Annotated in this window: 17 protein-coding genes and 2 other annotated features; of the genes, 1 reads left to right on the forward strand and 16 read right to left on the reverse strand. The window is 37.6% G+C overall.

Features of this window, described 5'->3' with window-relative positions; genetic code table 11:
- Positions 1–66: 66 nt before the first annotated feature.
- From FFM51_RS04980 to yfmF, 5 genes are all read right to left on the reverse strand, one after another.
- Positions 67–1314 carry a competence/damage-inducible protein A gene (locus FFM51_RS04980; protein ID WP_137597535.1) on the reverse strand — a complete coding sequence of 416 codons (1248 nt, stop codon included), beginning with the start codon at positions 1312–1314 and terminating at the stop codon, positions 67–69.
- 117 nt (positions 1315–1431) lie between these two features.
- Positions 1432–2016: a CDP-diacylglycerol--glycerol-3-phosphate 3-phosphatidyltransferase gene (gene pgsA / locus FFM51_RS04985; protein ID WP_137597536.1), complete on the reverse strand. Its 585-nt coding sequence runs from the start codon at positions 2014–2016 to the stop codon at positions 1432–1434.
- 35 nt (positions 2017–2051) lie between these two features.
- Complete coding sequence (locus FFM51_RS04990; protein ID WP_137597537.1) at positions 2052–2996, reverse strand: helix-turn-helix domain-containing protein; 945 nt, start codon at positions 2994–2996, stop codon at positions 2052–2054.
- A gap of 91 nt (positions 2997–3087) precedes the next feature.
- Positions 3088–4386 carry an EF-P 5-aminopentanol modification-associated protein YfmH gene (gene yfmH, locus FFM51_RS04995; protein ID WP_137597538.1) on the reverse strand — a complete coding sequence of 433 codons (1299 nt, stop codon included), beginning with the start codon at positions 4384–4386 and terminating at the stop codon, positions 3088–3090.
- Positions 4386–5642, reverse strand: a complete 1257-nt coding sequence (gene yfmF, locus FFM51_RS05000; RefSeq protein WP_137597539.1) for an EF-P 5-aminopentanol modification-associated protein YfmF — start codon at positions 5640–5642, stop codon at positions 4386–4388. The genes yfmH and yfmF overlap by 1 nt, the downstream gene beginning before the upstream one ends.
- A 201-nt stretch (positions 5643–5843) precedes the next feature.
- On the opposite strand from yfmF, the gene FFM51_RS05005 reads away from it, so the two are divergent.
- Entirely contained in the window at positions 5844–7202 is a 1359-nt protein-coding gene (locus tag FFM51_RS05005) for an aspartate kinase (RefSeq protein ID WP_137597540.1), read from the forward strand.
- A 53-nt stretch (positions 7203–7255) separates the two neighbouring features.
- Here FFM51_RS05005 and cls read toward each other — a convergent pair whose 3' ends face one another.
- The 11 genes from cls to FFM51_RS05060 form a co-directional block, all read right to left on the reverse strand.
- Positions 7256–8704, reverse strand: a complete 1449-nt coding sequence (cls, locus tag FFM51_RS05010; protein WP_137597541.1) for a cardiolipin synthase — start codon at positions 8702–8704, stop codon at positions 7256–7258.
- A gap of 64 nt (positions 8705–8768) precedes the next feature.
- On the reverse strand, positions 8769–9611 hold the full coding sequence (locus tag FFM51_RS05015) for an amino acid ABC transporter substrate-binding protein (RefSeq protein ID WP_137597542.1): 843 nt from the start codon (positions 9609–9611) through the stop codon (positions 8769–8771).
- Between the two features lie 23 nt (positions 9612–9634).
- Entirely contained in the window at positions 9635–10291 is a 657-nt protein-coding gene (locus FFM51_RS05020; RefSeq protein WP_137597543.1) for an amino acid ABC transporter ATP-binding protein, read from the reverse strand.
- Positions 10292–10306: 15 nt separating this feature from the next.
- A complete protein-coding gene (locus FFM51_RS05025) occupies positions 10307–10954 on the reverse strand; it encodes an amino acid ABC transporter permease (protein WP_137597544.1) in 648 nt (215 codons plus the stop codon).
- A gap of 199 nt (positions 10955–11153) precedes the next feature.
- Positions 11154–11382 (reverse strand) — a binding site (T-box leader).
- 58 nt (positions 11383–11440) lie between these two features.
- Positions 11441–11977 carry a rod shape-determining protein MreD gene (gene mreD, locus FFM51_RS05030; protein WP_137597545.1) on the reverse strand — a complete coding sequence of 179 codons (537 nt, stop codon included), beginning with the start codon at positions 11975–11977 and terminating at the stop codon, positions 11441–11443.
- A gap of 12 nt (positions 11978–11989) precedes the next feature.
- Positions 11990–12841: a rod shape-determining protein MreC gene (mreC, locus tag FFM51_RS05035; RefSeq protein ID WP_137597546.1), complete on the reverse strand. Its 852-nt coding sequence runs from the start codon at positions 12839–12841 to the stop codon at positions 11990–11992.
- A gap of 146 nt (positions 12842–12987) precedes the next feature.
- Entirely contained in the window at positions 12988–13992 is a 1005-nt protein-coding gene (locus FFM51_RS05040; protein ID WP_137597547.1) for a rod shape-determining protein, read from the reverse strand.
- A gap of 163 nt (positions 13993–14155) precedes the next feature.
- Positions 14156–14806, reverse strand: a complete 651-nt coding sequence (gene radC, locus FFM51_RS05045; protein ID WP_137597548.1) for a RadC family protein — start codon at positions 14804–14806, stop codon at positions 14156–14158.
- A 41-nt stretch (positions 14807–14847) separates the two neighbouring features.
- Complete coding sequence (locus FFM51_RS05050) at positions 14848–16167, reverse strand: bifunctional folylpolyglutamate synthase/dihydrofolate synthase (RefSeq protein WP_223875896.1); 1320 nt, start codon at positions 16165–16167, stop codon at positions 14848–14850.
- Positions 16168–16365: 198 nt separating this feature from the next.
- Entirely contained in the window at positions 16366–19020 is a 2655-nt protein-coding gene (locus FFM51_RS05055) for a valine--tRNA ligase (RefSeq protein ID WP_137597549.1), read from the reverse strand.
- Between the two features lie 59 nt (positions 19021–19079).
- Positions 19080–19292: a binding site (T-box leader), on the reverse strand.
- Positions 19293–19332: 40 nt separating this feature from the next.
- Positions 19333–19827, reverse strand: coding sequence for a thiol peroxidase (locus FFM51_RS05060; protein WP_137597550.1), 495 nt, complete (start codon positions 19825–19827; stop codon positions 19333–19335).
- Positions 19828–20065: the final 238 nt, after the last annotated feature.

Consider the following 20065-nt stretch of genomic DNA (forward strand, 5'->3'; position numbering starts at 1 on the left):
ATTCTTAACAATCATATCAGTTAACGCTAAAAAATCAAGTAAAATCGAACAATAGTTCGCATTTTTTTATTTTAGCCTTGATAAAATCATTTGTAAGCCAGTTAAAACACTTTTTTCGCGAATAGCTTGTCTTGAGTCGGATTGTGGCAACTGAACTAATTTTGCCACAGTCGTTTCCCCTTTAACATCTAATCCAATCCAAACAGTGCCAGCCAAATTTCCTTCAAGTGAATCTGGTCCCGCTACCCCTGTAAATGAAATGCCAATATCAGCATTCATGATTCGCCGTGATCCCATTGCCATTGCAATTGCAGTTTGTCTGCTTACAACACCATACTGATCAATAATTTGTGGGTCAATTTGAAGTAGGTCTTTTTTGGCATCATTAGCATAGGTAACAAAGCCACCATTGAAAATATTTGATGCACCCGCAATCCCGCAGATGGAGCTCTGAAATAACCCACCAGTTAAACTTTCTGCCGCTGTGATGGTTAGTCCCCGTTGTCTTAGGTTAGTCACGACTTCTTTTGCCAAGCTGTTTTCAGTCCCATTTCCATAATAAAACTCACCTACTCGTATTAAAATTTTTCGTTGAGTTTCATCTAGTAGACAATTAATCTGTTCTTCATTGTCTCCCGGCGCAGTTAATCGAATCAAAATCTCATGATTTTTAGCATAGGACGCAATGGAGGGATTATCACTTTTTGTGACTGAATCATCCAGTTGATGCATTAAGACCGACTCAGAAATACCATAAAATCTTAAGACTCTTGACGTTAATTGCTGCTTTATCGGATAAACTTGTCTTAAAACTGGAATTAGATGATTTAAAAACATAGTTTTCATTTCAGCTGGCGGACCGGGAAGAACTGCCACAGCCGTGTCAGTATTGTTGTAAAAGAAGTCTCCTAATGCCAATCCAACATCATTTTTCAATTTTTGAGCCCCAGTTAAATATTGTGCTTGTTTAATGTTTTCTGGTGCCATGGGACGATGTTGTCTAGTAAAATAATTCTCAATTTGACTAAACTGCCGTTGATCAACTTTTAGTTCAACACCTAAATATTTAGCAACTGCACTCAACGTTTTATCATCATTTGTTGGACCCAACCCACCGCAAATAATAATCAGATTGCAGCGAGTAGCTGCCTGTTTTAACGCAGTGATAATTCTTGTTTCGTTGTCGCCAACTACAGTTTGAAAATATGACTCAATTCCCAACTGAGTGAGCTGATCAGCAATGAAACGTGCATTCGTATTCTCGATCCTGCCTAATAACAACTCTGTCCCTACTGTAATGACCTCACTCTTCATTTTTATCCTCCTTCTAATTATTAATATACGTAAAGTATAACTAATTTTAACTAAATAAAGTCCAGTCAAAACAAATGTTTTCGACTGAACTTAAAATTAATATTATTATTGGCTGACTTATTTCAGACCATCTGAAAATACAGAGCGACCTTTAACAAAATAATCAATCCCTGAATACACAGTGAAGAATAAACATACATACAACATTATCTGACCAAATGGAACATGAATTAAGGCAAAAAACATGTTATTAAGTAATAAAAATGAAATCGCAATGAATTGACTCACGGTCTTTATTTTTCCAGGCATTTTAGCTGCTAGAACTTCTCCATTACTTTCAACAATCAACAAGCGTAGTCCAGTAACCGCCAATTCCCGCCAAATAATCACAACTGTTACCCATGCAGGGACAATTTGATTGGCACTCAAAACAATAAAGGCTGTCATTACTAATAATTTATCCGCCAATGGATCAGTAAATTTACCAAAATTGGTAATTAGATGATACTTTCGGGCGATAATACCATCTAAATTATCAGTAATACAAGCAGCAATAAAAACAATTGCTGCTATTAGCTGTTCAACTGGAACAGTTGCACCAGCAAATGACACATTTCCCCAATTAAGCGGTAAAACTAACAATAGTAAGAAAAACGGAATTGCAATTAATCGCATCACCGTCAATTTATTTGGTAAATTCACAATATTATCCCCCTTATTATTCTTGTTGCATGTTGTTAATTACTTGTACTTGAAGCAGAGATGCTCGTCGAGCTAGCTGCCGAGGATGAATCTGACGTTGTTGCAGTAGAACCACTTAGAACAATAGTAACGGTACGAACATTGGGATACTTATTATTATCAGTGACATCAACTGTCTTACCATTAAGCTTAATAGTAGTACTCCCAGCATTTCCAAGTGTTAACACAACCCGGGCAACAGACTTACCTATTTTTACACTCTGCTTACTATTTGCTGTCATTGTTTGACTAAACAACGACGTACCATCACCGGTTACTGCAACCCAGGCACGTTCACTAGGAGCAATTGCCAGCGTATACTTTTGCGACTTAGCATTTTCTACTTTGAAAGTAGCGGCACTTGAAGTTCTAGTAACAGAACTTAGTTTAATTTTAGCAGATGTGGTAGACGAACTACTACTGCTATTTTTCTTGCTTGTGTCAGATGACTTTTTCTTACTCGATTCACCAGAAACCGACACAGAACTGCTGTCAATATTGCTCTGTGAACTACGGTGGTCACTGTGAATGGCAGTCAACCAAATCGCACCTAATACAACAATAATTACCACTACCACAATTACGGTTGGTAGGTACTGTCTAATTCGATCAATCTGATCTACTGCTTTATGCTGGCCTGTCCTAGTCTCAACGGCTTGCTCAATGTGCTTAGAATACTCACCTGTTTTTGTTTCGGGTAACTGATCATTAAATTCCAGCAATAAATCATTGCCATCCAGCCCAACCGTGTCAGCATATTGTTTTACAAACGCACGGACATAAAAATCACCTGGTAATTCATCAAACTTCTCATCTTCAATTGCAATCAAATAACGCTTTTGAATTTTAGTAGCCTGCTGTAAATCATCAAGTGTCATTCCCTTTGCAACACGTGCATCATGTAACTTTTTTCCTACTTCAATACTTGCATTTTCACTCATTAATCTGTTCTCCAATGCTTTGAAATTCCTTGATTTAACCTTGCACAGTATAGCATACTTTATTATCAGATTATCTTAAAAAAGATTGAAATTAGTTTCGCTTAGGAACTACCTGGTAAACCGAAATTCCTTGCGATTGAATAAAATCTTTTTCAATTTGATACAAGTCATCAATTTTAATTGTTGCTAACGTTGTAATTTCATCTAATAGGTTGGCACCACCAAATAGTTTGCCTGAATAATGATTGGCAATTGCCTCCGGTGAATCCAGTAAGCTAATCATACGACCTAACATTGCTCGTTTAATGTTATCAAATTGGCTTGTGGCAGCTTCAATTTGTTGTTTAGCTCCCTCTAAAATTGCGATAATTTCATCTGAAAAACGCTCAGGTTGATTAGTATCGCTGCTAAAATAGGCAAAATGAAAACCACGTTGCATTTCAAAGTTGTAGCTAAACGAGTCATCAATCGTTTCGTTATTATATAACCGTAAATAGTTGTCTGAAGTATCATCAAATAAAATATCTAGCAACAATTCAACCGCTAACCGATACTTAAGGCCCGTTCTACCAGTTTCAACTGGATCTAATCCACGAACACCAACCATTACTTTAGGTCGACTAACGTCCATTTCCAAAGTTCTAAACGGAATTACATCCTTGCCAGTTTCATCATTTAAGACAAGTTCGCTCTTGGGATCTGTCGCAGGTTCAAACTTTTTTGCTGCTTGATTTTGCTCAATCCATTTCAATGTATCTTGTGCATCAACATTACCAACAACAAATAAATTCATATTACTTGGTTGGTAAAAAGTACGATATGTCGTGTACAAGTCTTCCGCAGTGATTTTTTCAATGGACTCAACACTCCCTGCAATGTCAATATGCATAGGATCTTGTGGATACAGATTACCTAATAAGCCAAAGTATAATCGCCAATTAGGATCATCATCATACATTTTTATTTCTTGACCAATAATCCCCTTTTCCTTTTGCACCGTTTGGGCAGAAAAATATGGATCTTGAACAAAATTAAGCAGAACATCTAGGTTTTCATGGATATGATCAGTTGCTGAAAATAAATAGCTCGTCTGTGTAAAACTTGTAAACGCGTTCGAGTCAGCTCCTAACTGTCCAAACAAATCAAAGGCATCATGATCCTCTTTTTCAAACATTTTATGTTCTAAAAAGTGAGCTACCCCATTTGGAACTGTATAAATATCTTCCTTTCCAGCCGGAATAAATGAACGATCAATCGAACCAAAATCAACCGTCAAAATAGCATATGTCTTATGAAATCCAGTCTTTGGTAAAACCTGGACTAGTAATCCATTTTCTAACTGGCTGGAATAAATAGTTTCGTTCAATTTTTGATAATACTGCTCATTCATTAATTCAAATCTCCATTCAGATAGTAAACAGCCTGCAATCTAAGTTGATTAGCTACATGTACTACATCTGATGCTGTTACTGCTTTAATTTCTTGGACCAAAATTTGCGTATCCGTGCGTGATTGCGTAATTTTATCGAGCAAAACCTGTTCAACAATATTACTACTAATATCCAATCCAGTTTCATATTGGTTAACAATGCCATCCTTGACCTCTTGAAGTAACTCTGAATCAAATTCTCCTTGCATGACGGCTGTCACTTGGTCTTGAATTAAGCGCTCAACTTGTTTTCGATTTTCACTTTGAATTCCGGTCTGAATCGAAAATAGACCATTAAACGCGTTATGTTGACTACTAGCATAATAAGCCAAGCTAGCTTTTTCACGTACATTCACAAATAATTTAGACAACGGTGAACCGCCTAAAATTCCGTTCATTACCAGACTAGCATAATAATCTTTTTCTTGATAATAAATTGGCAACTGATAGGCTAAATTCAATTTAGCTTGATTTAATTTTTGAGTTTGTTGTTTTCTTTTAGGTTCTATTATTGGTGTTTGTTGATAAAATAGGGGCCCAAAACTAGCTGATCGGGGTTGAAACTCGAACTGCGAGAATTCTTCAGCAATATGCTGTTCATCAACGTTACCTAAAACAACAATATTAATTCGGTCATTAACCACCATATCACGGTAAGTTGTTACTAAAGATTCAGCACTCAATTTGGGTAAATCAGATAACTGCCCAAAACTAGGAATTTTTAATAGTGACCCATCTTTAAAATATAAGTCGCGCAATTGCATTCCTGCATAAAATTGTTTATCATCCGCCAACGCCTTAATTGAGCTTTGCAAGTTGTTACGTTGCAAGGTGAACGTGGGTTCATCAAACGAATCATTATCAATTAATGGATGAAAAATCATTTCATGTAGCAAATCAATGATTTGATCAGTCAATCCAGCCACTGCATATTGGTCATTCACAAAGCTCGCACGAACTCGCAGTGTGTGCAAATTGCCCATCCGAGTTACATTAGTACCCACATATGCACCAAATAAACTCGACATTTGTCGAGCAAGCGCCGTTTGTGTTGGATACTTATGAGTACTAGTTTCTAACAAATCTGCCAATAAACTGCGAGCCGTAATATTTTTTTTACTTTGCTGTGTGCTAAAATTAATTAATATTTGATTAGTTTTAAATTGGGGTGTTGAAATAACATGCAGATCAACACCATCAGTTAACTTAAAATCCAAACTTGTTCCCCCTGTTTTACTGTCATTGACCAATGACCTGAACAATTATTACCGCATGTTTAACAATAATACGTGAAAATGTCATAAATTACAAACTGCCACCTGCTTGAATGAAAATTTCATTAAAAAATATCTTGAAGTCAATTGTAAGTATGTGGGTGGTTTGCTATCATATTAACTAATAAAAAGGAGCGAATTATTGTGAAGGTCATAAAATTTGGCGGCAGCTCGCTTGCCAGTAGTGAACAATTAAAAAAAGTAATCCACATTGTCTCAGAAGATCCCACACGTCGCTGTGTGGTTGTTTCGGCACCGGGTAAAAGAAATCCCACCGACACAAAAGTAACCGACTTGCTAATTCGTTATGCGGAAACGGTCATTGCAGGACGTGACTATCAGGATATTGCACAACAAATTATTGAGCGTTATCAAGAAATTGCTCTAGGTTTTAACTTCACACCAGAAGATTTTGCTCCCATTCGACGTGCCATTTTGAATCTACCATTAGCAACCTATCCTGATAATACATACTTAATGGCCGCTTTTAAAGCACACGGCGAAAAACTCAACGCACAATTAATCTCACGAGTATTCAATCTAGTCGGAATTGCTGCCCAGTACCTTGACCCAAATGATGCTGGCTTAGTAGTAACCGACGTTCCAGATGACGCTCAGATTCTACCCGCTAGTTATCCTAATTTACGTAAATGGCAAAACAAAGCAAATGTACTCGTGATGCCTGGTTTCTTTGGTTACAACGAAAAAGGTGAGATTTGTACCTTTTCACGCGGCGGTTCTGACATTACCGGTGCCGTGATGGCTCGTGGATTAAATGCAGATTTATATGAAAACTTTACTGATGTAGATGCAATTTATTCTGTTAATCCTAACATTGTGGCCCATCCACATGCTATTGGTCACATGACTTTCCGTGAAATGCGCGAACTATCCTATGCTGGATTTTCTGTTTTTCATGACGAAGCCTTAATCCCGGCAATTCAGGGTAATATTGATGTTAATGTTCGCAATACTAATCATCCAGAAGCACCGGGCACGATTATTTCCGCACGAATTGCACCTAATAAAAAATATCCAGTTCGTGGTATTGCAGCATCAAAGAATTTCTGTGGGCTCTATATTAGTAAGTATTTACTAAATAAGGAAGTTGGTTTTACTCGCAAAGTTCTCGACGTTTTGTACAAATATAACGTTGGTTATGAACATATGCCGTCCGGTATTGATGATATAACCATTATCATGTCAGAGGACAATTTAAATCCTGATATTGAAAAGGCAATGATGGCAGAATTGCAAGCCACGATTCACCCAGATGAAATGCATATGATTCATGACTACGCCATTGTAATGGTAGTTGGAGAAGGAATGCATGATACCGTTGGTCTAATGGCTCGAGCTGCTGCTGCCTTTGCCAAGGCTAATATTAGATTGCAAATGGTCAATCAAGGAGCTTCTGAAATCTCAATTATGTTTGGAGTGGCACAAGAAGAAGCTAACCGTTCTGTTAGTGCTTTATATAACGAATTTTTTAAACAAGATTAATAAAAAAGTCTAAGGTCTTTGACGTAATTTTACGCGTCTAGCCTTAGACTTTTTTATAATATTGGTGCTAACAATCGTGACAGTGCCTGCTTTATTTTAATAAATCGAGATTGTTGTGTGAAATAATCTAGTGTTAAAAACTCCGATCTTTCTTGATCATGAAGAAAAATTAATTCCGTTGCCCGTGCAAACTCACGATCATATAAAAAGGCGTTTGCTTCAAAGTTTAATCTAAAAGACCGAATGTCCATGTTAGCTGAGCCAATGGATACTATTTTCCCATCAATCACAACCATTTTTGAATGCATAAAACCTTTACCGTAAGAGTAAACTTTACCACCAGCCTGAATTAGCTCACGACAGTAATATTCAGTTGCGCGATAAACAAATGGATGATCAGGTCGATCAGGAATAATAATTCGCACGTCAACTCCTGCCGTTGCCGCAATAGTAAGTGCCTCTAAAACACTGCCATCGGGAACAAAATAAGGAGTTTCAATATAAACTGACTTAGTGGCAATGGCAATCATTTTGACATACCCTTGTTTTATTTTTTCACGATCATCATCAGGCCCGCTAGAGACAATTTGCATACTGGTCTGGCCTGCAGACTTAGTTCGTGGGAAATACTTATTATCAAAGGCAACCTGCCCTTTTTTACTAGTAGCATTCCAGTCCAAGAAGAATCGGCTTTGCATGGAAAGCACTGCGTCACCTGTGACTCGCAAATGTGTATCTCGCCAATAACCAAATCGCATTTTTCGTCCTAAGTATTGGTCACCAACATTAAATCCGCCAATATAGCCAATGTTTCCATCAATCACTGTGATTTTACGATGATTACGAAAGTTCAAACGCAACGTAATCGGAAAATATTTCGGTGTTAAAAATGGTTCTGCATGGCCACCAAGCTCAATTAGATGCTGAAACAACTTTTGCTTAGAACCATGTGATCCCAGCAAGTCATAAATAATCCGGACTTGGACACCCGCAGCAGCTTTACGCTCCAACAAATGCACTAGTTCATTGCCAATTTGATCATTGTACCACGTGAAAAATTCGATATTAATATGATGCTGTGCACGGCGAATATCTTCAAACATGCTGTCAAACAGCTTATCACCGTCTGTAAAAATCCGCACTGCATTTTTTTTAGTTAAAATAGCATTATCTGTCTCCAGAAACAATCGCACTAGCTCACGGGCAGAATTAGTCACTTGATTGGCAGGTAACAGTTCATTATCATCAAATTGAAGTTTTTGATTAGCCACAATTTGATCAATCCCCAATCGTTCTTGAGCCTTCAAATTAAAAATTTTACGATGCGATAGTTTTCGCCCTGCTATAAGATACAACAAAAACCCAGCAATCGGTAAAAGTAACAACACCAATAGCCAGGCCCATGTGGCTGAAATATCACGTTTTTCGCGGAATACAATAATAATGGTTGCAATGGTATTTAACGTAATGACTACATCAATCAAAAACCATAGACTAACCATTTTGTTCCACCCCCGAGTATTCGATAATTCAAGGATACCAAGAGTTTATTAATTTGTCACGACTTTATGGTTGGCCTAAGAAATTACTTGGCTCACCAAACCATTTTTCATTAATCTTTTTTAACTGTCCATTTTGTTGCAACTGTCTTAGTCCTGAATTGACTTTCTTACGTAATGTAGTATCACCTTTACGCATTCCAACAGCAAAGTTTTCAGCTGTAATGTCTTTACTCATATAGGTTGAATAATCATTACCATCAGGCTGATGCTTGATATAATATTCTGCATAGACTTTATCCATCAAAATTCCTTGAATTCGGTTTGCATTTAAATCAATAAAAGCTTCTGGAAATGTATCATATAAAACGGCTTTTTTATCTTTAAGTCGATTCTTTAATAACGTTGGTTTTTCATCCAGCACACTACTACCAGTAGATCCATTTTGAACTCCTAATGTTTTGCCCTGCATATCTTTAAAATTATTAATATTACTCTCTTTTTTTGTCACCAAGATTTGCTGATTTTGCTGATATGCTAGACTAAAGGCAATTTTTTTAGATCGGGCTGGCGTAACTGTATAGCCATTCCAAATTAGATCAATCGTGCCATTACGCAACTCTGTTTCCTTCATCGACCAGTCAATCGTTTGGAAATCAACCTTGATACCATATTGCTTGAATACGGCCCGTGCCAAATCCACATCATAACCAACTAATTTCCCATTTTTTTGCCTAAATCCCATTGGAACAAAACTATCATCTAACCCAATAATTACCTTACCACGGCGCTGGATGCGTGCCCAAGTATCAGCTGAATCAGATTTTTTGGTTACACTTTGACAACCGGATAAAACCAACATAGGCACTAGTAAAACCATTAAGAGAAACCAAATTTTAACTCTTTTCATCTTCTCTTCTCCTCCTAATTATGCTAGTCCGTTCCTTGATTAAGCTTATCCAATGAACTAACTTCTAAAATATCGTCAGCAATATTTTGAGCAAAATCCATATCATGGGTTACCACTAACTGCGTCATACCATCTTGTTTCAGGCCCAAAATTAGCTTTTCAACTTCCTTACGTAAATTAGGATCCAATGCCGAAGTAGGTTCGTCGTAACATAGAATTTTAGGCTTCATTGCAAGCGCTCTGGCAATTGCTACCCGTTGCTTTTGACCACCTGATAACTGATAAGGATATAAATCACCCTTTCCCACCAATCCTAGTTGTTCTAACAACTTCTTGGCGTCTTCTAATGCCTCTTTCTTGCTTTGCTTGAGAACCATCGTCGGTGCCAAAATAATATTATCAAAAACGGATAGGTGGGGAAATAAATTAAAGTCTTGAAAGACCACTCCGATAACACTTTCCGAAGTGTCAGTTGCCTGCGGATCGAACGGATTACCATCAATTAGAAATTCCCCTGAATCCGCCTTTTCTAGTCCAGTAATGCAACGTAACAAAGTTGTTTTTCCTGCACCAGATGGCCCAACAATACTCAAAACTTCTCGATCTTTAACGGTCACATTGACATTGTCCAAAATTACGCGGGAACCAAAACTCTTTTTCAAATTCTTTATTTCTAACATATGACTGCCTCCATTTTATTTATAGTATGAATATCGCTGTTCAACTTTGTGCAAAATATAAGTGCAAATTCCGACCAACAATAGATAAATCACGCCAACTAGAAGCAGTGGGACTAATGAAACATCTCTTGACGTTGCCACATTTCCGGCACGTAAGAGATCTCCCAACCCAATTACATAAACCAATGATGAATCTTTAACCAAATTAATAACTTCATTTCCAACCGATGGCAACACGATTTTAACTACTTGTGGGATCACAATCTTGCGAACTGTTTGCCAGTAACTCAGCCGTAGTACACTGGCACTTTCATATTGGCCATTATCAATTGATTGGAGACCACCACGAAAGATTTCAGCAAAATAGGCTCCGTAATTTAAAATGAAAGCAAATACAGCTGCATCATATCTTTGGAACACCACTCCAATTAGCGGTAAACCATAAAAAACAAAAATTAATTGCAATAGTAAGGGGGTCCCTCGCATGAGCCAAACATACAGATCTAGAATCCACCTAATGGGTCTTATCTTAGATGTTAATCCTAAACTAACTATTAATCCAAGTGGTAGTGAACCAATTAAAGTCCAAAAGAATAATTGCAATGTAAGCCCTGCACCTTGAAACAATGACGGTAATATTTCTGATATATAACTAATTGACATGTGCTAACCTCCCATATTTTTAAACAGTAAATAAAAAGTCCTCTTAGATTAAATTAATAATCTAAGAGGACGTCTAGTCGTGGTACCACCTCTGCTTCGTAACTACCTCACGATAGCCACCTCAATAAGTTTAATCAATTAACTAGTTGTTATATATAGTGCACTTGGAAATATAAAACGCCCTCAAAGTCAAATTGACTTTGAGGGCGTTTCCGCGGTTCCACCTCATGTGCACTGAGTCCTCACAGACCCAATCTCAACAAGTTTAATTCACTAAACTTAAGGCTGTAACGGGCACCCCGGATTTTCCTACTGGAATTCAGAAAATCAACTCACAGATGTGATTCAAACAATCACCGAACTCTCTTCCCATCAACGAGAGCTTTCTTAATCAATCATTGTTCTACTAGTCTGTTCACTGTTTTTTGATGTTGATAACATCCTAATACATTCAAAAAGGCTTGTCAATAACTAATTATTAAAATACTATGAGTTTTTTTGTTGCATTGCACGCACAAAAATACTGCGAATAGGTAAGTATAATACTACCAGATAAACCAAATTTAAAGCTAATGTAGGTGCCAAGACATAAATCAAAAAGTCTCCGAAACTACTGTTAACCACACCAATAATTGTGTAAGCAAAATAATTAATCAGCTCCAAACAAGTGATATCAATGAAAAATATCATGATTACGGTCAAAAATGTTGGGGTGAAGTATTTTGCTAACGCTTTTGTTAAAGCAATAATCAGCGGAAATAAAAACATAAACAAGCCGATAATCCCAGAATAATATAAGTCAAAAATTAGTCCAGTTACAGCTGCAAATGGAACTAATGGTATTTTCGTGTCTTCTTCAAAGAAATAAGCCAATACCAACCACAGAATTACCAAATGGCTAACCATTGAGTACGGATAACTAAAAAGCCACCCACTAAAAACCTTACTGACTGAACCGTCTAAAAAGAAGGCAACAAATAATCCAATTGGAAAAATATAGCGCAGTCGCGATAATCTATACATAATTAACTACTCCTACGAATCTAGTTCTGCCACGGTAACAATATTAATGTTATTGAAATTAGTGGCTGGCTTAATGTAGATCTTCTTAGCTAGTCCATAATCATCTTTAGTAACCCGTGCTACCTTACCAACGTATAATCCTTTGGGTGTGACACCGCCCATGCCACTAGTAATTACTTTAGAACCTTTAGTGATTTTCACCTTTGAAGTGACCTGACCCATAATTAATTGACCAGTAGCTTTTTGATACCCAGTAATAATTCCATTAACCGTCTTGCCTTGTTTGTTAGAAATTTGGATTGCAAAGCGGTTGGATGCCTCATTACTATCACTTAATAATTCAACCTTACTATTGGTTTTATTAACTTCAGACACACGCCCAATTAATCCAGCACCAGACATTACTGGCATGTTTTTAGAAATACCCGCAGCCTGCCCCTTGTTAATAACCAATTGATTCTGCCATGAAGATGGGGTTCTAGTTAATACAGATGCAGTGACAGTCGTATAATCAGTCAACGAGTTATTCAATTTCAATTCTTTTTTTAATTGTTGGTTTTCTTTTGCTAATGTTTGGTCACGTACTTTTACCTGAGCCAGATCACTAACTTGTTTTTTTAATAATTGGTTTTCCTGATAAGCATTCATTAACTCCGAAATTGAATCAAAGCCACCTTGAACTGCATTTACCGGATATGCTATCACAGCTCCAGCAAAGCCAACTACGTCATTCCCGAATTGTTGGATTATCGGTGGTGTTGCTCGCTTATTACGAACAGCAACCGAACCGGCCATTAAACCAAAACAAACTACTAATGACACCACGATAATTACCAAACGACGGTTTGAAAAAAACTTTTGCATTTTAATCCTCCAATGCACTTTCAGGCTAAATCAACGGGGTTGGACAAAACATTAGTTTTGTGACCAACCCCGTCCAAATAAACTCAATAAATTGAGTCAGTTCGCTATCTCAATGCTGGTAATTCACAGCAATTGACATATCTTTATTATTTTTTCTTCATGACGTCGATACTTTTAAGTGATTCACCAGTTCCTACTGCGACACAATCCAACGGTTCTGAAGCAATAAAGACCGGCACTTTTGTTTCTTCAGCAATCACTTCTGGTAAATGTTTTAGTAAAGCACCACCACCAGTCAAAACAATTCCATGATCAATTACATCCGCTGCAATTTCTGGTGATGTTTCTTCTAGTGTCTCCTTGATTGCAGTAATAATATCAGCAACAACATCTTGTAACGCAGTTGCGACATCGGTGGCTGAAACTTCAGTTGTCTTTGGTAGGCCAGAAACTAAATCACGACCACGGATTTCAGTTGTACCCATTTCGGCTGAAGCTTCAATGGAAGCTGAACCAATATCCCACTTGAGCTTTTCAGCAGTTCTTTCACCAATTAATAAATTGAGGTTTTGACGAACATAATAAACGATTGCTTCGTCCATTTTATCGCCAGCCATGCGAATAGAACGACTTGAAACGATACCGCCCAATGAAATAGTAGCAACATCTGTTGTACCACCACCAATATCAACAACCATACTACCAGTTGGATCCATAACAGGCAGACCGGCGCCAATTGCAGCTGCAAATGGTTCTTCAATAACATAGGCATCACGAGCACCAGCAACTCTGGTTGCATCAATAACTGCCCGTTTTTCAACTTCTGTGACACCACTAGGAACACAGACCATTACATATGGCTTGCCACTGCTCTTACCAAGTGCCTTTTCAATGTAATGTTTCATCATTGCTACAGTTGTATCATAATCAGCAATTACGCCATCTTTCATTGGTCGAATTGCGACAATACTAGCTGGTGTTCTACCGATCATTTCGCGTGCAGCGTCACCAACAGAAACAATTTCCCCAGTTTTAGTGTTTTTGGCAACCACCGATGGTTCACGCAGTACAATTCCTTTACCATCAACATATACAATTGTATTGGCGGTTCCTAAGTCAATTCCAATATTTTTAGTTCCGATTCCAAGCACGCTGTTTCTTCCCTTCATCATACAAATCTATTTATCTAGTTTATTACAATAATATTAGTATTATACCATAGTACTTTACTTCGTTCACATTACTTTATCAAAGATAAACCAATTTAGCGCATCACAAAACAATTGAGCCATAATTTAAGAATAACTTAGAAAATCAACTGACAGCATCAATTAAATTTGCTTCTCGTAAACTAAGATAATCTCGTTGTCCAATGATAAAACTATCCAACAAGTTAATTCCAAGCAGTTGACCACACTGATTCAAACGTTTAGTAAATGCAATGTCATTTTTAGACGGTTCCACGACTCCACTTGGATGGTTGTGCGCAACTAAAATTGATTCAGCATGTTGTTCCAACGCCAAAGCAAAAATTTCTCGCGGATGAACGGGACACGTTGTTAATGTTCCTTTAAATACTACTTGTTGACTTAAAATACGATGCTTAACATCTAAACAAATCAAGCACAGATTTTCTTGTTGATCATTTCTAAATTCTGAAATCAGATTTTCCCCAACCTGACGGCTTGAAAAAACCTTTCCCATTAACGGTCGCGATGTTTTGGCAATTCGTTGTCCAATTTCAATGCCCACCATTAACTGCACAAAGGATTGGTCAATATCTTCCATAAATTTACTTTTTTGCCACTCATGAGCATTTTTATAATCTGCTAAGGTTGGAAAAGCACCCCAAAATAACGCTTCAAGTTCTAAACGGTGTTTCTTATTACTCTTAAATTGATAACTAAAAAATTTACTTAATAATTCATGATCATTCAACCCAGTTAAACCGCTATGATAATTCATTCTTTCACCCCTTTATAATAGAAAGTACGGATGAAAACAATTTAATCTTTAAAAAATGGACGAACTTCAGAAATAAAATATAGTGACCCCGTAATTAATAAAATATCATCTTGCGACATTTCCTGAGTAATCTTAACTAACCCTGCTTGCCAATTAGCTGCAGTCTGAATTGAATTAACTGAATGTTGATTTTTTAATAACTGCTCGCTAACTGCTCCGGGTCTTTTTTGAGTTGGACCGGTAAATGTTGTTATTACCAAATGAACATTTTTTACTGCTGCCAATGCCGCAATCATTTGATGTACTTGCTTATCAGCCAGTATTGCAATTAAAACATATACTTCCTGTTGTTTAAAGGTAGTTTCAATTGTCTGAATAACTGCCTGAATGGCTGGTAAATTATGAGCCCCATCTAAAATGATTAATGGTTGTTCATTAACCCGCTCCATTCTGCCAGACCAACTTGCCCGTTTTAGTCCTGTTTTAATATCTTGAATTGCTGGTTTAATACCTTTTTTGTCACAATATAACAAAAAAGCAGTTAGTGCAGTTGCTGCGTTATCAATTTGATAATCACCCAACAAACTGATATTGAAGGTTGTTTTTAATAAGTTTAAACCACTATAACTAAACTGCTCACCCCATTTTGGCGCAGTTTCTTTAGTTACTTTATAGTCAGTGCCATACTGGTAAATTGGAGCAGCTTGATCGGCTGCAATTTGTAAAATTGTATTGCGGGCATCATCAGGAATCTTACCAGTAATGACCGGTATACTGGGCTTGATAATACCACCTTTTTGACTAGCAATTTCTGGAAGTGTGTCTCCTAATAGACGCATGTGGTCATAACCAATTGTTGTAATAATTGAAGCTATCGGTGTAATAATATTTGTAGAATCAAACTGACCGCCAATTCCTACCTCAACGATGACAATATCTGGCTTGATCTGGTTAAAGTACATAAACATTAATGCAGTTACAATTTCAAATTCAGTCGGACCACCTTCTGGAAGTGTACGATCTAAATGATCAATAACAGGAATAATTTTTTGGACCAACTTTACGAGCTGATCATCATCAATTGGCACTCCATCAAGGCTAATTCGTTCATTAAACCGAGTTAAAAATGGCGAGGTAAATGTCCCAACCTCTTGTCCTTGTGCCATAAATAATGATCTCAGAAATGCCGTTGTTGAACCTTTTCCATTTGTTCCAGCAACGTGAATCATCTGCAAATTTTCTTGCGGGTCACCTAATTGTTGCATCAACAATTGCATTCGTTTCAAGGTTGGTATTTTTTTAAACTGTGTCCGACCATGAATAAAATTGAGTGCATCATCATAAGTTGCTATTTTTTTCAAGATTCATTATCCCTTTACTTTAGTATTCAATCCTTGGTTAAAATCCAATCCATCATATCATACTCGCTAATAAAAGATGGATCTTTCGATAAATTCAACAGAACTTGCTATATAAACATAAAAGACTATCCACATAGCCCCAAACGAGGCTATGTGGATAGTCTTTTAACATCACAAACTCCACAAGTTTAGTGTTGTTTAACCTTTAATTTTATTCAATCTATCTTGGGCTGCTGCTAATTTTTGTTGCCAGACAGTTTGTTTTTCTCGCTCTTGAGCAACTACTTCATCTGGTGCATTGGCAACAAACTTTTGGTTCCCTAACTTTTTAGTGGAACGATCAACTTCTTGTTGCAACTTTTTAATTTCAGTGTTTAACCGCGCTTGTTCCTCATCTAAATCAACTAACTCTGCCATTGGAATATAGACTTCTGCCCCCGTAATAATAGCGCTCATCGCTAATTTAGGCGCAGTTACCTTTGTGCCAATTGTCAGTTGTTGTGGATGACAAAAACGATCAATATATTCTTGGTTATCCTGCAACATATCACCTAACTGTTGTTCATCAACTTTAATTAATAAATCAACTGGTGTTGACATTGGAGCATTAGCTTCACTACGGATGTTACGGACCGCTTTGATTAATTCAATCAAGTGGCTCATCTGATCAGCGGCAGTTTGATCATTAAACTCAGCATGTACTACCGGATAGCTAGCATTAACCAATGAATTACCATGATGCGGCATTGATAACCATAATTTTTCAGTCACAAACGGCATAATTGGATGCATTAATCGTAATGTTTGATCAAGTACATAAGCCAGGATGTTTCGCGTATTTTCCTGTTCAACCGCACTACCATTATTTAATTTTTCCTTCGACATTTCAATGTACCAGTCGCAAAAATCGTTCCAAATAAAGTTATATAAAGCCCGACCAGCTTCACCAAATTCAAACTTATCAAATAAACGCGTCACTTGTTCCGTGGTTTGATTTAATTGGTTCAAAATATACCGATCAGCTAAATCCCAAGCACTCTTATCAGGGAGTTTAGGTTCTTCCATCTCACCTAAATTCATGATAACGTATCGGCTAGCATTCCAGATTTTATTAATAAAGTTCCAAGCAGAATCCATCTTAGCATAACTAAATCTAACATCCTGCCCAGGCGTTGATCCCGTAGCTAGGAACCAACGCAAAGCATCAGCACCATATTTTTCTATCACATCCATAGGGTCAATTCCATTGCCCAAAGACTTGCTCATTTTACGGCCCTGTTCATCACGAATCAGACCATGAATTAGAACATGCTTAAATGGTCGACGACCAGTGAACTCAGTACTTTGGAACATCATTCGAGCAACCCAGAAAAAGATAATGTCATAGCCAGTTACGAGAGTGTCAGTAGGAAAATAGCGTTCAAAATCGGCTGCACTAGTATCAGGCCAACCCATAGTTGAAAATGGCCACAATGCACTTGAGAACCACGTGTCCAACACATCAGAATCTTGTTCCCAATTTTCACTGTCTTCTGGCGCCTCCATACCGACATAGATCTCGCCAGTTTGTTTTTGGTACCAGGCCGGAATTTGATGTCCCCACCACAGTTGCCGTGAAATGACCCAGTCATGGATGTTTGTCATCCACTGAGTAAACGTATTTTCAAAGCGTGGTGGTACAAAATCAACTCGATCATCAGTAGACTGCTTGTCTAAGGCCGCTTTAGCCAATGGTTCCATTTTAACGAACCACTGAGTTGATAGCCGTGCCTCAACCTGAACTCCCGTTCGTTCTGAATGTCCAACTGAGTGCACAATCGGATCAGTACTTAATAAGAATCCTTGTGCATCCAAATCCTTAACAATTGCTTCACGAGCTTCGAAACGATCCATTCCTTGATATTTACCGGCATTCTCATTCATGGACGCATCTTCATTCATGGTGTTGATGCGGGGTAAATCGTGTCGGTTACCAACTAAGAAGTCATTAGGATCATGTGCTGGAGTGATCTTAACCATTCCAGTCCCAAAGTCTGGAGTAACATATTGATCAGCAATAATTTCGACTTCACGATCAACAAGCGGTACCCGCACCTTTTTACCAATTAACGATTGGTATCGTTCGTCGCTCGGATGAACAGCAATTGCCACATCTCCAAACATAGTCTCAGGTCTAGTTGTCGCAATCTCAATATAATACTTGCCGTTAAATGTAGTTCCATCCGTAAAGGGATACTTAACATGATAAAAAGCACCCTTGTCATCTTCATGAATAACCTCGATATCCGACAACGCAGTTCGGGCCTGTGGATCCCAATTGATAATGTATTCACCACGATAGATCAGACCTTTATTGTATAGTTCAACAAACACCTTCCGTACGGCCTGATTTAGCCCCTCATCAAGGGTAAATCGTTCACGATCATAATCCAATGATAATCCTAATTTAGCCCACTGTTGATGAATAATATCAGCGTATTCATCTTTCCAATCCCAAACTTGCTTCACAAATTTTTCACGACCTAAATCATAGCGTGAAATACCTTGCTCACGTAACCGAGCCTCAACCTTTGCTTGGGTTGCAATACCAGCATGATCCATGCCAGGCAACCATAGCGTATCAAAGCCTTGCATTCGTTTCTGTCGAATAATCATATCCTGCAGCGTTGTATCCCATGCATGCCCTAAATGTAATTTACCAGTTACATTCGGCGGTGGAATCACAATTGAATATGGTTTAGCTTTTTTATCCCCACTGGGTTTAAATAAGCCCTGTTCACGCCATTTATCATAGCGTCCCGCTTCAACTGCTTGCGGGTCGTACTTAGTTGACATTTCTGCTTCATTTGCCATGGTAAAACTCCCTTCAAATATGTATCTAATCAACAAATAAAAAAAACCCATCCTATCAAAAATAGGACGAGTTAATCGCGGTACCACCTAACTTGGGCTGTTAAACCCCACTTAAAGTCATTGTTAACGAAATGACAGTCCGGATATTTCTACTTTAATTTCAAAATACCAGCTCCCAAGCTACCTTCATATCAAGTGACGAAAAGTATTTCAGTCAAGTACTTTCTTTCTAAACATCCCATTGACATTACTTTCTTGTTCTTCGCTGATTATTTTCTCATCATAGCCATTTATTTTAGTTCCGTCAAGCCTTTAAAGTAATTTTTTAAGCGCATTGAGAGCGGCCAAATAGTTTGGCTCGTCTACCTGTTCTGGCACAATTTGTCGATAAACAATTGTGCCTGTGGCATCAATAATAAAAATTGAGCGGGCTAATAAACCTGTATTGGGAATTAGCAATTTCATTTCATAACCAAACGATTCTTCACTATCAGACATCATTTCGATGTTACTAACATCTTCAGCGGCACACCACACTGATTGTTGCTTGACAGTGTTAGTCGATACCGTAATAAACCGGACCTCTGGATACTGATCCATCGTTTTGTTAAATTTCTTTGTTTGTAAGCTACACGTTTTTGTATTAATGTCTGGGACAACACTGATTAACGTATTTTGACCAATTAAATCCCGCGTCTTGATTCGTTCATTTTGAGCATTAAAAATTTTAAAATGCGGTAACTCGACCCCAACTTCTGGTGGATTACCAACCAGTGTCTCTACTTCTCCACGACGTGTTACTTCCACAGTTATGCACTCCTTCCAAGTGACTAATTATGTAGCTAAGATTGTTACTAAACTACAACACTTTCAAGAGGTTTGCAAGGATAATAACGTAATAATAAATTAAAGAAGCCATCCGCTTTTAATTGTAAAAGTGGATGGCTTCAATCATCATAAACTTAAATGGGTCTACACTATCTGGTGTTGGTAAATAACCAATATCAGATTTTTTTGCATATTAAAAGGACATGACATCCTTATG

Origin of the sequence: Paucilactobacillus kaifaensis (assembly GCF_005405145.1) — a bacterium.
GTDB classification, from domain to species: Bacteria; Bacillota; Bacilli; order Lactobacillales; family Lactobacillaceae; genus Paucilactobacillus; species Paucilactobacillus kaifaensis.

Coding starts and splice junctions, on each gene's coding strand:
- mreD (WP_137597545.1), bottom strand. CDS start 11,977: ATGTATAGATTATCGCGACTGCGCTATATTTTTCCAATTGGATTATTT.
- FFM51_RS04990 (WP_137597537.1), bottom strand. CDS start 2,996: ATGAGTGAAAATGCAAGTATTGAAGTAGGAAAAAAGTTACATGATGCA.
- radC (WP_137597548.1), bottom strand. CDS start 14,806: ATGAATTATCATAGCGGTTTAACTGGGTTGAATGATCATGAATTATTA.
- FFM51_RS05025 (WP_137597544.1), bottom strand. CDS start 10,954: ATGTCAATTAGTTATATATCAGAAATATTACCGTCATTGTTTCAAGGT.
- FFM51_RS05020 (WP_137597543.1), bottom strand. CDS start 10,291: ATGTTAGAAATAAAGAATTTGAAAAAGAGTTTTGGTTCCCGCGTAATT.
- mreC (WP_137597546.1), bottom strand. CDS start 12,841: ATGCAAAAGTTTTTTTCAAACCGTCGTTTGGTAATTATCGTGGTGTCA.
- FFM51_RS05055 (WP_137597549.1), bottom strand. CDS start 19,020: ATGGCAAATGAAGCAGAAATGTCAACTAAGTACGACCCGCAAGCAGTT.
- yfmH (WP_137597538.1), bottom strand. CDS start 4,386: ATGAATGAGCAGTATTATCAAAAATTGAACGAAACTATTTATTCCAGC.
- FFM51_RS05015 (WP_137597542.1), bottom strand. CDS start 9,611: ATGAAAAGAGTTAAAATTTGGTTTCTCTTAATGGTTTTACTAGTGCCT.
- FFM51_RS04980 (WP_137597535.1), bottom strand. CDS start 1,314: ATGAAGAGTGAGGTCATTACAGTAGGGACAGAGTTGTTATTAGGCAGG.
- cls (WP_137597541.1), bottom strand. CDS start 8,704: ATGGTTAGTCTATGGTTTTTGATTGATGTAGTCATTACGTTAAATACC.